At 33.8% G+C, this 13,097-nt stretch carries 13 protein-coding genes; 8 read left to right on the top strand and 5 right to left on the bottom strand.

What is annotated here, in order from left to right; translation table 11 throughout:
* The first annotated feature begins 52 nt into the window (after positions 1–52).
* From CRT24_RS08875 to CRT24_RS08860, 4 genes are all read left to right on the top strand, one after another.
* Complete coding sequence (locus CRT24_RS08875) at positions 53–1,018, top strand: SIS domain-containing protein (protein WP_099370891.1); 966 nt, start codon at positions 53–55, stop codon at positions 1,016–1,018.
* Between the two features lie 112 nt (positions 1,019–1,130).
* A complete protein-coding gene (locus CRT24_RS08870) occupies positions 1,131–1,505 on the top strand; it encodes a DUF1573 domain-containing protein (protein ID WP_099370890.1) in 375 nt (124 codons plus the stop codon).
* Between the two features lie 134 nt (positions 1,506–1,639).
* Positions 1,640–2,839, top strand: coding sequence for a pyridoxal phosphate-dependent aminotransferase (locus CRT24_RS08865; protein ID WP_099370889.1), 1,200 nt, complete (start codon positions 1,640–1,642; stop codon positions 2,837–2,839).
* A gap of 96 nt (positions 2,840–2,935) precedes the next feature.
* Positions 2,936–3,229, top strand: a complete 294-nt coding sequence (locus tag CRT24_RS08860) for a hypothetical protein (protein ID WP_099370888.1) — start codon at positions 2,936–2,938, stop codon at positions 3,227–3,229.
* 40 nt (positions 3,230–3,269) lie between these two features.
* Here the strand turns inward: CRT24_RS08860 and cmk are convergent, their stop codons facing one another.
* The 5 genes from cmk to yihA all read right to left on the bottom strand — a co-directional run bounded on the left by cmk (position 3,270) and on the right by yihA (position 8,305).
* On the bottom strand, positions 3,270–3,947 hold the full coding sequence (gene cmk, locus CRT24_RS08855) for a (d)CMP kinase (protein ID WP_099370887.1): 678 nt from the start codon (positions 3,945–3,947) through the stop codon (positions 3,270–3,272).
* Positions 3,948–3,951: 4 nt separating this feature from the next.
* Complete coding sequence (locus CRT24_RS08850; RefSeq protein ID WP_099370886.1) at positions 3,952–4,365, bottom strand: hypothetical protein; 414 nt, start codon at positions 4,363–4,365, stop codon at positions 3,952–3,954.
* A gap of 5 nt (positions 4,366–4,370) precedes the next feature.
* Positions 4,371–6,743 carry a type I DNA topoisomerase gene (gene topA, locus CRT24_RS08845; RefSeq protein WP_099370885.1) on the bottom strand — a complete coding sequence of 791 codons (2,373 nt, stop codon included), beginning with the start codon at positions 6,741–6,743 and terminating at the stop codon, positions 4,371–4,373.
* A gap of 95 nt (positions 6,744–6,838) precedes the next feature.
* A complete protein-coding gene (locus tag CRT24_RS08840; protein ID WP_099370884.1) occupies positions 6,839–7,690 on the bottom strand; it encodes a UbiA-like polyprenyltransferase in 852 nt (283 codons plus the stop codon).
* A 3-nt stretch (positions 7,691–7,693) separates the two neighbouring features.
* Positions 7,694–8,305 (bottom strand): ribosome biogenesis GTP-binding protein YihA/YsxC, encoded by a 612-nt coding sequence (gene yihA / locus CRT24_RS08835; protein ID WP_099370883.1) that lies wholly within the window; start codon positions 8,303–8,305, stop codon positions 7,694–7,696.
* 104 nt (positions 8,306–8,409) lie between these two features.
* Between yihA and CRT24_RS08830 the strand changes: the two genes are divergently transcribed.
* From CRT24_RS08830 to CRT24_RS08815, 4 genes are all read left to right on the top strand, one after another.
* Complete coding sequence (locus CRT24_RS08830; RefSeq protein WP_099370882.1) at positions 8,410–9,321, top strand: ABC transporter ATP-binding protein; 912 nt, start codon at positions 8,410–8,412, stop codon at positions 9,319–9,321.
* A 12-nt stretch (positions 9,322–9,333) separates the two neighbouring features.
* Positions 9,334–10,644 (top strand): ABC transporter permease, encoded by a 1,311-nt coding sequence (locus tag CRT24_RS08825; RefSeq protein WP_099370881.1) that lies wholly within the window; start codon positions 9,334–9,336, stop codon positions 10,642–10,644.
* Positions 10,645–10,760: 116 nt separating this feature from the next.
* The gene (gene nhaA / locus CRT24_RS08820) at positions 10,761–11,945 is read left to right on the top strand and encodes a Na+/H+ antiporter NhaA (protein WP_099370880.1); all 1,185 of its coding nucleotides are present in this window, start codon (positions 10,761–10,763) and stop codon (positions 11,943–11,945) included.
* 545 nt (positions 11,946–12,490) lie between these two features.
* Complete coding sequence (locus CRT24_RS08815) at positions 12,491–13,081, top strand: riboflavin synthase (RefSeq protein WP_099370879.1); 591 nt, start codon at positions 12,491–12,493, stop codon at positions 13,079–13,081.
* Positions 13,082–13,097 lie beyond the last annotated feature (16 nt).

Here is a 13,097-nt window from a genome sequence, read left to right as displayed (position 1 = left end):
TATTTTTGTAGCGAACACATCATATTTATATATAAAATTAAGGAAATATTACGTGAAAAACAATATAGATATCAAATCGTTGGCGCAGAGTACTTTTGAGCTTGAAGCTGCTAACGTATTAGCTCTTTCTGACAAAATTGACGAGGACTATGTGAAGGTTATTGAAGAGATTTTAACATTAAAAGGAAGGGTGATATTAACAGGTATTGGGAAGAGCGCTATCATTGCCCAAAAGATTGTCGCCACATTAAATTCTACTGGTACCCCGGCTATTTTTATGCATGCTGCTGATGCTATCCATGGTGATTTAGGAATTATTCAAAAGGACGATTTAATAATAGGTATTTCAAAAAGTGGAAACACACCAGAAATTAAAGTTTTAGTTCCGTTTTTAAAACAAACAGGGAATACTTTAGTTGCCATGGTTGGAAACCGAAGTTCATATTTAGCAGAACAAGCCGATTATATTTTAGACACTAGTATTACAAGAGAAGCTTGTCCAAATAACCTTGCTCCTACGACAAGCACTACCGTTCAATTAGCAATGGGAGATGCGATTGCGGTATGTTTACAAACCAAAAGGCAATTCACAGATCAAGATTTTGCGAAATATCATCCTGGTGGAGCTTTAGGGAAACAGCTTTATCTGAAAGTTGGGGATTTATCTGACAATCATGGTTTACCAGCAGTTAGTTCTTCCTCAGACGTTCGTACAGTACTTATTAGTATTACCAAATTCAGGCTTGGTGCAACCGTAGTAACAGAAAAAGAACAAATTTTGGGTATAATAACTGATGGAGACATCCGCAGGATGTTAGAAAAGCACACTGATGTTTCAAACCTAATTGCAACTGATATCATGTCAATAAATCCAAAAACTATCGAACGGGATGAATTGGCAGCAAATGCTCTTCATCACATGCGTCAAAATAGTATATCTCAATTGGTGGTGACAGATGATGGGAAATATGCAGGAATAATTCATCTTCAAGATATTCTAAAAGAAGGAATCATTTAAAAAGCAATTTGTAAAATTATTGTGGAATTATTCTAAAACTTTAATAAAGAATCGTATTCTTATAAAAATGGTCTTAGATTTGATTGTGTAAAGCAACGAAAAAATTGAAACAATGAAAAAAATTACGAGTATATGTGCAGTAGTGATTGCATTTATTAGTCTAACTGCAATGGGAATGTTGGCAGCAGAGTTTAAATTTGATAAAGAAACGCACGATTTCGGAAAGATTGCATTGAATAAACCGGTTTCACATGAATATAAATTCAGCAATTCAGGAGATGAACCTATTATAATTTCAGATGTGCAACCGACTTGTGGATGTTCTGTAGCCGAGTTTACCAAGACTCCTGTTAAACCAGGTGAGGCAGGAACTATTAAAGTAACCTTTAATGCTGCTGCAAAAGGACCTTTCACGAAATCATTTATCGTGAAATCAAACACAAAGACTCCTGTTAAAACACTTACCATTAAAGGTATAGTTGAATAAATCAGAATTCAAGAATTCACATTTTTGAGAACAGATATTTGAGAGCCGATCATTCGAGATCGGCTTTCTATTTTTTATGACAAGCAGTGTTTTATTTGTATTTTTGAAAAGTTAAAAAACATAATTTATTAATAATGCCAACTATATCTCAAAAGGGCAATAATATGCCTGCCTCACCTATTAGAAAGCTAACTCCTTATGCTGATCAAGCTAACAAAGAAGGAAAGAAAATCTATCATTTAAACATAGGTCAACCTGATATTGAAACACCAGAAATCATGTTGAATGCTTTGAAGAACATTGATTTCAAAGTTTGGGCATATACACCTTCTGAAGGAACACTATCATACAGAACAAAACTAGCGGAATACTATAATAAACTTCACTATAACATCACCCCTAATGATATATTAGTAACAAATGGTGGATCAGAAGCAATAACAATTGCTATGCAAGCCTGCTTGAATCCAGGTGAAGAGGTTATTATCCCAGAACCATTCTATGCGAACTATAATGGTTTTGCATGTTCTGCGGATATTATTGTAAAACCTATTATGTCAACAATTGACAATGGATTTGCATTACCATCGATTTCTGATTTTGAAAAAGTGATAACAGAAAAAACGAAAGCTATTGCTATTTGTAATCCTAACAACCCAACAGGATATTTATATTCTAAGGAAGAACTAGAAGCACTAAAGGAATTGTGTTTAAAACATGATTTATATCTATTTTCTGATGAGGCTTATAGGGAATTCTGTTATGATGGTCGTGAATTTATTTCTCCGATGCAATTAGAAGGTTTAGAACAAAACGTTGTCGTATTTGATACTGTTTCAAAACGTTATTCTGCATGTGGAGCTCGTATTGGATGTATTATAACAAAAAATAAAGAACTCTACCAAACCTCATTAAAATTTGCTCAGGCAAGACTTAGTCCGTCTTTAGAAGGACAGATTGCTGGAGAAGCTGCTGTAGATACTCCGGATAGTTATTTTGAAGCAGTTTCAAAAGAATATACTGCAAGAAGAGATACTTTAGTAAAGGGATTAAATAATATTGATGGTGTTTTTTGTCCAAATCCAGGAGGAGCATTTTATGTAATTGCAAAATTGCCTATAGACAATGCTGATAAATTCTGTCAATGGATGTTAGAAAAGTTCTCGTATAATAATGAGACAGTCATGATGGCACCAGCTACAGGCTTCTACTCTACTCCAGGGGCAGGTTCCAATGAGGTAAGATTAGCGTATGTATTAAACCAAGATGATCTTAAAAAAGCTTTAATCTGTCTTGATAAGGCATTACAAGAATATCCAGGAAGGACAATTTAGTAATTATATACCGCTGGATTTCAATGTCTTAAAAATAATTCACAACAATTCCATCTGTTTAACGTTTATATATTATAAACTAAATGAAGAATATTTATGGATAAATTAAAGAAATTCGAATTAATGGAGAAAATATCCAGAGAATTAGAGGACATTAGAAATAGCCAGCAGGCTGTTTTAGAAAAAATAGCAAAAGTTGAAGTAGATAATATTGAATTAGGTGACAAAACAATTGAATCCAAAATTCCTGAAATCTATTCACGTACTGCTGATAACTCTGAAGCTATTCTGGAGATCCTAAATTCCTTCCAAGAAAAGACAGATGAATTTGGAAGTAAAAATAATATCGATCAATTGAAACAACAACAAGAGATTGATAATATGAAATAATAAAAGGCCTCAATTTGAGGCCTTTTTTCTTTATCTAATTTTAGTTAAGATCTATTTTTTCCTTCACTAAGTTTATTACAAATTGTAATTGCTCTTCTTGATTCAATTCGGAATTATCCAATACAATTGCATCTTCAGCTTGTCTTAGTGGACTTTCTTCTCTCGTACTATCTATATGGTCTCTGTGGGATAAGTTTTCTTTTACTTCCTCCATTGTCAACACTTCACCTTTTGCACCAAGCTCAGCGAATCTGCGTTCTGCACGAACTTGAGGACTAGCCGTCATAAAAATTTTGAGGTCAGCATTTGGAAAGACTGTAGTTCCAATATCTCTCCCATCCATCACAATATTTCTTTTTTTGCCAAGGTTTTGTTGTTGGTGAACCATTGCTTTACGAACTGGTTTTAGAGCACTTACTTCACTTACATATTCAGAAACCTCCATAGTTCTGATAGCATCCGATACGTCCTCGCCGTTTAGGAGAATTTGTACTTTTTCAGGGTTAGGAACAAAATCAATATGTATATTATCTAAAGCATCCAAAACCTCTTGCTCATTTTCAATATTAACCTTGTTCTGTTGAATATAAAGAGTAACTGCTCTATACATTGCACCACTATCAATAAACACAAAATTCAATTCTTTAGCTAGAGCCTTAGCAACCGTACTTTTACCACAAGAAGAGAATCCGTCAATCGCGATAACAAAATTTTTCATAGCCTTAATTGGTGCCCCCAATCATTACACCTGGTTTATTTACTAATGGAATTTTTATTAGATTTTCATCAACGATACTTTCAGGTAAAAAAACATATTTTTTATCATATATAGTACCCTCAACATAATAACTTAACCAATATTCATTGGTTAACCCAAAAACCTGAGGATCAATTGCCTCGATTTTTTGAGAACTATTAGCCTCCATATCACCAATGAAATGTCTTAATGTAGTGGTTTTCACCTCTCTCCCATCTTTCAATCCATATCCTTTAGAAGAAACCAGAACATTCTGAATAGCAGATTTTTTTTCATTAATCAGATATACATTCCAAACTTTAGAGGTCGGTGATTCTGTTTCCAATACAACAGCAATAGATATATCTTCAACAATATTTAAAGGGAGGTCCTTTTTCATATTAACTATTTCTTCTTCGCTTTTGTTGTTTTAGTTGTTTTTGTTGCTTTAGTAGTCTTTGCTTTTTTTGAACCTGCGGCTTTTGGATCTTCTTCGGCCCATTTCAACACATCAGCATAGGTAATTTTCTCTACTTCTGTACCTTTTGGAATTTTCAAGTTTTGTTTACCAAAACGCACGAATGGTCCCCATCTACCGTTTTCAATTTTAGCATCAGGATTTTCTTCAAAAACTTTTATTACCTTATCCTTATCTTTTTGGCGTTTTTCTTTGATGATCTCAATTGCTTGTTCTTCTTCGACGTCTAAAGGATCTAATCCTTTTGGTAAGGAATAAAAGCTACTGTTATGTCTAATATATGGTCCAAAACGACCAATAGCAACGGTCATTTCTTTATCCTCAAATTCACCAACTTTTTTAGGTAGCTTAAATAATTCCAGTGCTTCTTCTAAAGTAATTGTTTCGATCATCTGCCCTTTCCTCAAAGAGGCAAATGCTGGTTTTTCTTCATCATCTGCAGAACCGATTTGGACTAATGGGCCGAATCTTCCTACTCTAACAGAAATAGGTTTTCCACTTACAGGGTCAATTCCCAGTTCCCTTTCATGCGTTGCACGATCAGCATTATCTAAGGTATTTTGGACTTCTGAATGGAATGGTCCGTAGAAATTAGACAACATATGAGTCCACTCTTTAAAACCTTGAGCAATCTCATCAAATTCTTTTTCAACTTTCGCAGTAAAATGGTAATCAACAATTCCTTTAAAATGCTGAACTAAGAAATCATTAACCAGAACACCAATATCAGTTGGAAACATTTTATTACGTTCAGCTCCGGTAATTTCAGTTTTTGTGACTTCTGAGATTTTACCATCTGTTAATGTTAAGACCTTGAATGATCTTTCCTTTCCGTCTCTATCTTCTTTTACAACATAGCCACGATTTTGGATCGTAGAAATAGTTGGAGCATACGTTGATGGTCTACCAATTCCTAATTCCTCAAGTTTTTTAACCAAGGAAGCTTCCGTAAACCTTGCTGGAGGTCTTGAGAATCTTTCCGTCGCATTCATGGTCTCAAGATTAAGATTTTGGCCATTACTCAGAGGAGGAAGGATTGAATTATCAGAATTGTCAAGATCTATATCATCATTATCATCATCAGAAGATTCAAAATAAACTTTTAAAAACCCATCAAATTTCATGATTTCGCCTGAAGCAACCAAGTCTTCTGATCTGGTAGAAATATTGATTTTAGCAGTAGTTTTTTCAAATTCTGCTTCAGTCATTTGAGATGCAATTGAACGCTTCCAAATTAATTCATACAATCTTTTCTCGGAGTTATCACCTTCAATTGTATGATCATTGAAGTATGTTGGACGGATTGCTTCGTGAGCTTCCTGTGCACCGGCACTTTTGGTACGAAATTGTCTTAATTTATGGTATTTATCGCCATACGCGTTTATGATTTCAGATTTTGCTCCCTGTAATGCGGTATCGGAAAGGTTTACTGAATCTGTACGCATATAAGTAATACGCCCAGCTTCATAAAGTCGTTGAGCTACTTGCATTGTTCGAGCCACAGAAAATCCAAGTTTTCTACTTGCCTCCTGTTGTAATGTAGATGTTGTAAAAGGAGCCGAAGGAGAACGTTTTGACGGTTTAGTTTCTAAACTCTTAATATTAAATACAGCATTAGCACAATCATTTAAAAACTGACTAGCTTCCTCAACAGTCGGAAACCTGTTTGGAAGTTCTGCTTTAAATCTATCTTTTTGGTTTCCAGTATTGAAAATAGCAACAACTTTAAATGCTGCCTCAGCATTAAACTTATTAATGTCCCTTTCGCGCTCAACAATTAATCTAACCGCTACAGACTGAACACGGCCAGCAGATAAAGAAGGTTTGACTTTTTTCCAGAGTACCGGAGAAAGTTCAAAGCCGACCAATCTATCTAATACTCTACGAGCTTGTTGAGCATTAACAAGGTTAAAATCTATTTTACGTGGTGATTCAATTGCTTTTAAAATGGCGGGTTTAGTGATCTCATGAAAAACAATACGTTTGGTTTTATCGTCTTTCAGCCCTAAAGTTTCATATAAGTGCCAAGAAATTGCTTCTCCTTCTCGGTCTTCATCGGATGCTAACCAAACTGTCTCTGCAGATTTAGCTAGCTTCTTCAACTCACTTACTAAAGCTTTTTTATCTGAAGGAACTTCATACTTCTGTTTGAAGTTATCGTCAGTGTCAATCGCATCATCGGTTTTCACCAAATCGCGGATGTGACCATAACTAGATTTTACCAAAAAATCTTTTCCTAAATATCCTTCTATTGTTTTGGCCTTTGCTGGAGACTCAACTATCAATAAATTTTTTGCCATTTATACTGTATGATTTCATGCAAAGAAAACGATTTCAAAATGGAATGCAAATTCTTTTTTATTACGATTATTAAAAATGTGACTTGGGTATACGCTCATTTTATCCAAATATCCAGTAAATAAAACACTGCAAAAACTACAGAAGCAATACCATTTGTAGTCATAAATGCGCGGTCTACCCTACTTAAATCATTTAAACTCACTATTCGATGTTGGTATATTAATAATGCTGCATAGAATGCAACGCCTATATAGTATAATATTCCAACAGGCATATATAATACTGGCAGTAAAATAAAGATAAATGACAGTACATGAAGTATTTCAGAAATCCTTAATGCTGCCTTTCCTCCAAAATTTGCAGGTATCGAGTTTAAGCCATTTGCCTTATCAAATTCTTCATCTTGCAAAGCATATATGATGTCAAATCCACTCACCCATGTAAGGACAGCTAAACCATAAAAGATTGGGACTATATTAAAATGTCCGGTCACCGCTAAGTAAGCTCCTACGGGTGCCAATCCCAATCCAACCCCCAATACAATATGACATAAAGGAGATATTCTTTTCATGTAAGAATAGAATAAAATAACAAATAAAGCGATTGGAGAAAGGAGGAAGCACAAAAAGTTTATGAAGTAACAAGCTACTATAAATACTATACAATTGATAATGGTAAATACTAGAGCTTGATTTGCGGAGATTTTACCAGCAGGAATATCCCTTACCGCAGTTCGAGGATTTAATGCGTCAATATCTCTATCTAAATATCGATTGAAAGCCATAGCAGCATTTCTTGCAGTCACCATACATACCAACATCAATAAAAACAACTTCCATTCAAATTGATAATCGGTAGTATTGATCGCTAAAAAGAAACCTATGATGGCAAATGGAAGAGCAAATATACTATGTGCAAAAAGCACTAAGGACATGTATTTTTTCATATATTAACCCAAAGGAGAAACGAAGTTTTTATTGATATCATCAATTGTTTCCAATACCTGTTCACAACCTAGTTTAGTTTCTGAGGATGTAAGAATATGTGGTGGAACCTCTTCAAACCAAGTTTTCAATGCTTTGCGAAATTTAGCTATGTTCTGATCAGACTTTACCATGGAGTGTTTATCAGCCTTGGTAAATAACAATAAAAATGGAATTCCTTGCTCTCCTAACCAGTAACAGAAGTCTAAATCAATCTTTTGTGGCTCGTGACGACTATCGATCAGTACAAATACACATTGTAGATTCTCTCTTCTAGTCAAATACTCACGAATAAACTTTTCCCAAGATGCACGGTTCTTTTTTGAAGTTTGGGCAAATCCATAACCTGGTAAATCCACCAAATACCATTCATCATTAATTATGAAATGGTTGATTAATTGAGTTTTACCTGGTTTTTGAGAGGTTTTGGCTAAACCTTTTCTACGTGTGATCGCATTTATCAGTGAAGATTTTCCAACATTCGAACGTCCAATAAATGCGTATTCAGCTTTATTAGCTTCCGGAAGCTTAGTTACATCAGTATTACTAGTTAAAAATTCTGCTCTATTGATATTCATTCAGCAAAGGTACAATTAAATACAATTTTATTTCTCTTTTGAAACGCTATAGAACTATTAGTGTTTCAATAAAAATTCATAATTTCAGCAGCAAATATGTTTGTATGCTGGAAATAAAAAATATTGTTAAGCAATATGCCAACCATAAGGCTTTAGACGATGTGTCTATTCATGTACCTTCAGGAAAGATTTTTGGTCTCCTAGGGCCCAATGGCGCAGGAAAGACTTCATTAATCCGAATAATCAATCAAATCACTGCACCAGATTCAGGCGAAATAATTTTCGATGGCAAACCTTTGAATTCTTCCCATATCAGTAGAATCGGATATTTACCGGAAGAGCGAGGACTATATAAAAAAATGCAGATTGGGGACCAAATGATTTACCTTGCCCAATTAAAAGGTCTGAGTAAAAAAGACGCCAAAGAAAGAATAAAATATTGGTTTGAAAAACTTAAGATTGAAAGTTGGTGGGATAAAAAAGTAGAAGATCTAAGCAAAGGGATGCAACAAAAAGTACAATTTGTAGCCACTGTCCTCCACGAACCAGATTTAATAATTTTAGATGAACCCTTCTCAGGATTTGACCCCGTAAATGCACAAGTTATTCAAGATGAAATTCTAGAATTAAATAAAAAAGGTGCTACCATTATTTATTCCACCCATAGGATGGAATCTGTGGAAGCATTATGTGACAATATCGCATTGTTAAACAAATCAAAAGTGATTTTGGAAGGTTCTGTAAAAGACATTAAAAATCAGTATAGAAATCAAACCTACAGGATAGAATATCATCTGAAACCTGAAACAGAGCGTATTCAAATTGATCATTCCCTTTGGCAGAACCTTGACCAGTCGGAATCAAATAACAATATATTAACTATCCAGATTCCTCAAGAGAAATCACTAAATGATGTTTTAGTAAACTTGATTCCTCAAATTGAGATTCAGCAAATATTTGAAATAATACCTTCGATGCATGATATTTTCATCGATAATGTTACTAATAATAAATAACCCTAAAAGTATATGAACAAAATATTATTAATTATCCAAAGAGAATACTTGAGCAGGGTTAAGAAAAAAACATTTCTGCTAACCACTTTTTTAGTTCCTCTATTTTTTATTGGGATGTACGTTGGTGTATTTTTCCTAACAAAACAGAGTTTTGAGGATTCTAAAGCATTAATCTATGTTGTAGATAACACTAAAGAAGTAGGCAATCAACTAAAGAATACTGATCAAATAACCTTTACAGAATCTACAGAAGAACTAAATAATCAAATTCAGAAAATCAAGGATTTGGATGGAAATACTAATATCCTCTTTATCCCTGAGGATTTCTATCAAACTCATAACATTGAATTTTTATCTTCTGGCAAGCCAAACATTGCAACCAAGGGACAAGTAGAATCACAATTAGAAAACATTTTATTGGAATACCAATATAAAGAATTGAATATTGATGCTTCTAAGATTAAAAGCATAGACACCAAAGTCAGTACTGCAGCCAAGGAAATTACTGCATCCGGAGAAGCAAAAGATAGTGATACAAGGATTGCGATGGGTATTGCGATGGCATTATCTGTCTTAATTTACTTATCTCTATTCTTGTATGGGGCACAGGTGATGCGAGGGATTATTGAAGAAAAATCAAATCGAATTATTGAAGTAATCATATCATCAGTAAAACCATTTCAATTGATGATGGGTAAGATTATTGGTATTGGTTTAGTGGGTATTACACAGTTTATTTTATGGATTATCTTGAGTTTTGGTTTGATTGCCATTGCATCAAATACATTAATTGACAAAAACGAATTCCAGAAGGAAATGATGCAAAACTCTCCTGAGGGGACTGAAATTGGTAGCGAATCAATAATGTCAGAAATCAATACAGCAATGGAGGCAGTAAATATTCCAGAATTACTGATCAGCTTCTTTTTATTTTTCATTGGGGGTTATATGCTATACAGTGCATTATTTGCTGCTGTAGGCTCTGCAGTAGATAATGAAACAGAAGCAAACCAATTTACTATGCCGATTACTACGCCTTTGCTATTAGCTTATATCCTTTCATTTGGTGTTTTGGTAAACAATCCACATGGACCTATAGCAGTTTGGTTAAGTTTTATTCCTCTCACGTCTCCAATTGCGATGTTGGTTAGAATTCCATTTGGTGTTCCAACTTGGCAAATTGCCCTTTCATTTATTTTATTAGTAGGAGGATTTGTATTTACAACATGGTTTGCTGCAAGGATATATAGGATCGGAATTCTTATGTATGGTAAAAAAGCAAGCTTTAAAGAACTTATAAAATGGTTCAGGTATAAAAGCTAAATTTATAGGAACAAAATAGGGACGCCTTTCTCATTTTAATTTTGAGAAGGGCTTCTTTTTATATTTTTTATAACTTTACCGCTGTTTTATTAAACATCTTCAATCTTAATTCTGTTATGGCGAATAATATAAATCTGTCTGTATTTAAGAAATTCTTTTCCTCAAATACATCGGGCGGAGTATTACTTTTTTTATGTGTTATTATATCACTTATCATTGCTAACACTTCATTTTCTACAAATTTCAATGAGTTTTTACAAGTCAAATTAGGTTTTGAGAATGAGACTGTTCAATTAAAGTACAGCATTAAAGGATGGATTGATGATGGTTTAATGGCGATTTTCTTTTTGTTGGTAGGATTAGAAATAAAAAGGGAGTTGGTTGAAGGGGAATTATCATCTCCTAAGAATGCTATCTTGCCCATTTTAGCAGCTGTGGGCGGAGCTATTGTCCCTGCAATAATCTATATCCTATTTAATCACGATCAACCATCACATCATGGATGGGGTATCCCAATGGCTACAGATATTGCATTTGCATTGGCCATAATCTCAATGTTAGATAAAAGAGTACCTCCTAGTCTAAAAATATTTTTAGCGGCATTGGCGATTGTAGATGATCTCTTGGCAATCTTAGTTATTGCTATTTTTTATTCAACAGAATTGCATTATACTTATTTACTATATGCTGCCGCTATATTAGCAGTTCTGGTTGCATTCAATAGATTTGGAGTAAAAAGTGTATGGGCGTATGTTATACCAGGATTATTCATTTGGTATTTTATCCATCATTCCGGAATTCATGCAACTATTGCTGGAGTATTGGTAGCAATGACTTTACCTACTACTCCGGATGAAAAGGAGTCAACTTTAGAAAAATTAGAACATGCACTAGCGAATCCTGTGAATTTTATTATTATTCCCCTATTTGCATTAGTAAATACAAATATTACCATTCACAGTGAAATGGTACAGGGACTAACCACTCCTTTAGGTTTGGGGATTATTTTAGGTTTATTTTTTGGCAAAACAATCGGCATTTATGTTACTACCTGGATCTGCGTAAAAACTAAACTTGCAAATTTACCCGATATGGCTGGTTGGAAGCATATGATTGGGGTTGGAATGCTTGGAGGAATTGGATTTACCATGTCAATTTTTATTTCCATGCTCTCCTTTAAAGATCCATTGTTTATTGAGGAAGCAAAATTTGCTGTTTTAATAGGTTCCTTGATTTCAGGGGCATGTGGTTATATATACCTATCGATAATTGGCAAAAAGCAAAAATTTGATGGTCATTAAGAATATATAAGTTACAACGCTTTATTTAAATATACATTAAAATTATGCGCGCATATATAAAATAATATGCGCGCATTCTATTTTAAAGAAATATTCAAAGCAATTACTTTATCGTTATAGGAAATTTTAGACTACAGTATAATTTGGATTTTTGAGTGAAAATTGACGTAAAAAAATAAAGCTTGAGTCAATCGGGCGATCGCTCAAGCTTTAAAAAATAACCTCTTTATGAGGTAATCAACCTAAACCTAAGACAAAGATAGAGATTTTGTTATGTAAAATCCAAATATATTTCAGGAATAAAGCTGAGATATTATCTATAAAATATTTAACTTGTTGGAAATCAGGGAAATAATTTTAAAAAATAAAGGTTTTCAAACGGGGAGAATGAAAACCTTTAATAACCAATTATAAACCTAAATTATGATGACACAAAGATAGTGTACATTTTACACATATCCAAATTTTTTTTAAAATATTTTATGGCATTCTTCTTATGTGCATGAAATTTGATTATCTTATATTTGAAAAAATCATTCAGCATTATGTTTACAGGCATTATAGAAACTTTAGGAACTGTTAAGAAAATTGAGCACGAGCAAAGCAATATTCATTATTTTATTGAATCAAGCATATCCCCTACTTTGAAAATTGATCAAAGCGTGTCTCATAATGGTGTCTGTCTTACCGTAGTTGGAATAGATGGTGAAGTACATCAAGTAACAGCTATTCATGAAACCTTAGAAAAAAGCAATCTTGGCAAATTGAAAGAGGGAGATATTGTAAATCTAGAACGTTGTGTAAAGACAGATGGCCGCCTTGATGGACATATTGTTCAAGGGCATGTGGATCAAACTGCAATTTGCACCGCTGTAGAACCGCAAGACGGAAGTGTCGTATATTCTTTTGAATATGATCCTACATTGAAAAACCTAACAGTAGAAAAAGGATCAATAACTGTGAATGGAATAAGTTTGACAGTTGTTAATTCGGGGAAAAACAATTTCTCAGTAGCAATAATTCCTTATACTTTAGAAAACACGAATTTGAAAACACTAGAGATAGGAAGTACTGTTAACCTTGAATTTGATATTATAGGCAAGTATGTAAATAAGCTTCTTTCCTTAAGAGATTAATTTAATATTGGGCTTT

The sequence above is a fragment of the Sphingobacterium sp. 1.A.5 genome (genome assembly GCF_002734235.1).
Taxonomy (GTDB): domain Bacteria; phylum Bacteroidota; class Bacteroidia; order Sphingobacteriales; family Sphingobacteriaceae; genus Sphingobacterium; species Sphingobacterium daejeonense.
This window is presented reverse-complemented; position numbering and strand designations above follow the sequence as displayed.

What these genes read in the sequence shown, in the direction of transcription:
- CRT24_RS08870 (WP_099370890.1), top strand. Translation starts at nt 1,131, where the DNA reads ATGAAAAAAATTACGAGTATATGTGCAGTAGTGATTGCATTTATTAGT.
- CRT24_RS08865 (WP_099370889.1), top strand. Translation starts at nt 1,640, where the DNA reads ATGCCAACTATATCTCAAAAGGGCAATAATATGCCTGCCTCACCTATT.
- CRT24_RS08860 (WP_099370888.1), top strand. Translation starts at nt 2,936, where the DNA reads ATGGATAAATTAAAGAAATTCGAATTAATGGAGAAAATATCCAGAGAA.
- cmk (WP_099370887.1), bottom strand. Translation starts at nt 3,947, where the DNA reads ATGAAAAATTTTGTTATCGCGATTGACGGATTCTCTTCTTGTGGTAAA.
- CRT24_RS08850 (WP_099370886.1), bottom strand. Translation starts at nt 4,365, where the DNA reads ATGAAAAAGGACCTCCCTTTAAATATTGTTGAAGATATATCTATTGCT.
- topA (WP_099370885.1), bottom strand. Translation starts at nt 6,743, where the DNA reads ATGGCAAAAAATTTATTGATAGTTGAGTCTCCAGCAAAGGCCAAAACA.
- CRT24_RS08840 (WP_099370884.1), bottom strand. Translation starts at nt 7,690, where the DNA reads ATGAAAAAATACATGTCCTTAGTGCTTTTTGCACATAGTATATTTGCT.
- yihA (WP_099370883.1), bottom strand. Translation starts at nt 8,305, where the DNA reads ATGAATATCAATAGAGCAGAATTTTTAACTAGTAATACTGATGTAACT.
- CRT24_RS08830 (WP_099370882.1), top strand. Translation starts at nt 8,410, where the DNA reads ATGCTGGAAATAAAAAATATTGTTAAGCAATATGCCAACCATAAGGCT.
- CRT24_RS08825 (WP_099370881.1), top strand. Translation starts at nt 9,334, where the DNA reads ATGAACAAAATATTATTAATTATCCAAAGAGAATACTTGAGCAGGGTT.
- nhaA (WP_099370880.1), top strand. Translation starts at nt 10,761, where the DNA reads ATGGCGAATAATATAAATCTGTCTGTATTTAAGAAATTCTTTTCCTCA.
- CRT24_RS08815 (WP_099370879.1), top strand. Translation starts at nt 12,491, where the DNA reads ATGTTTACAGGCATTATAGAAACTTTAGGAACTGTTAAGAAAATTGAG.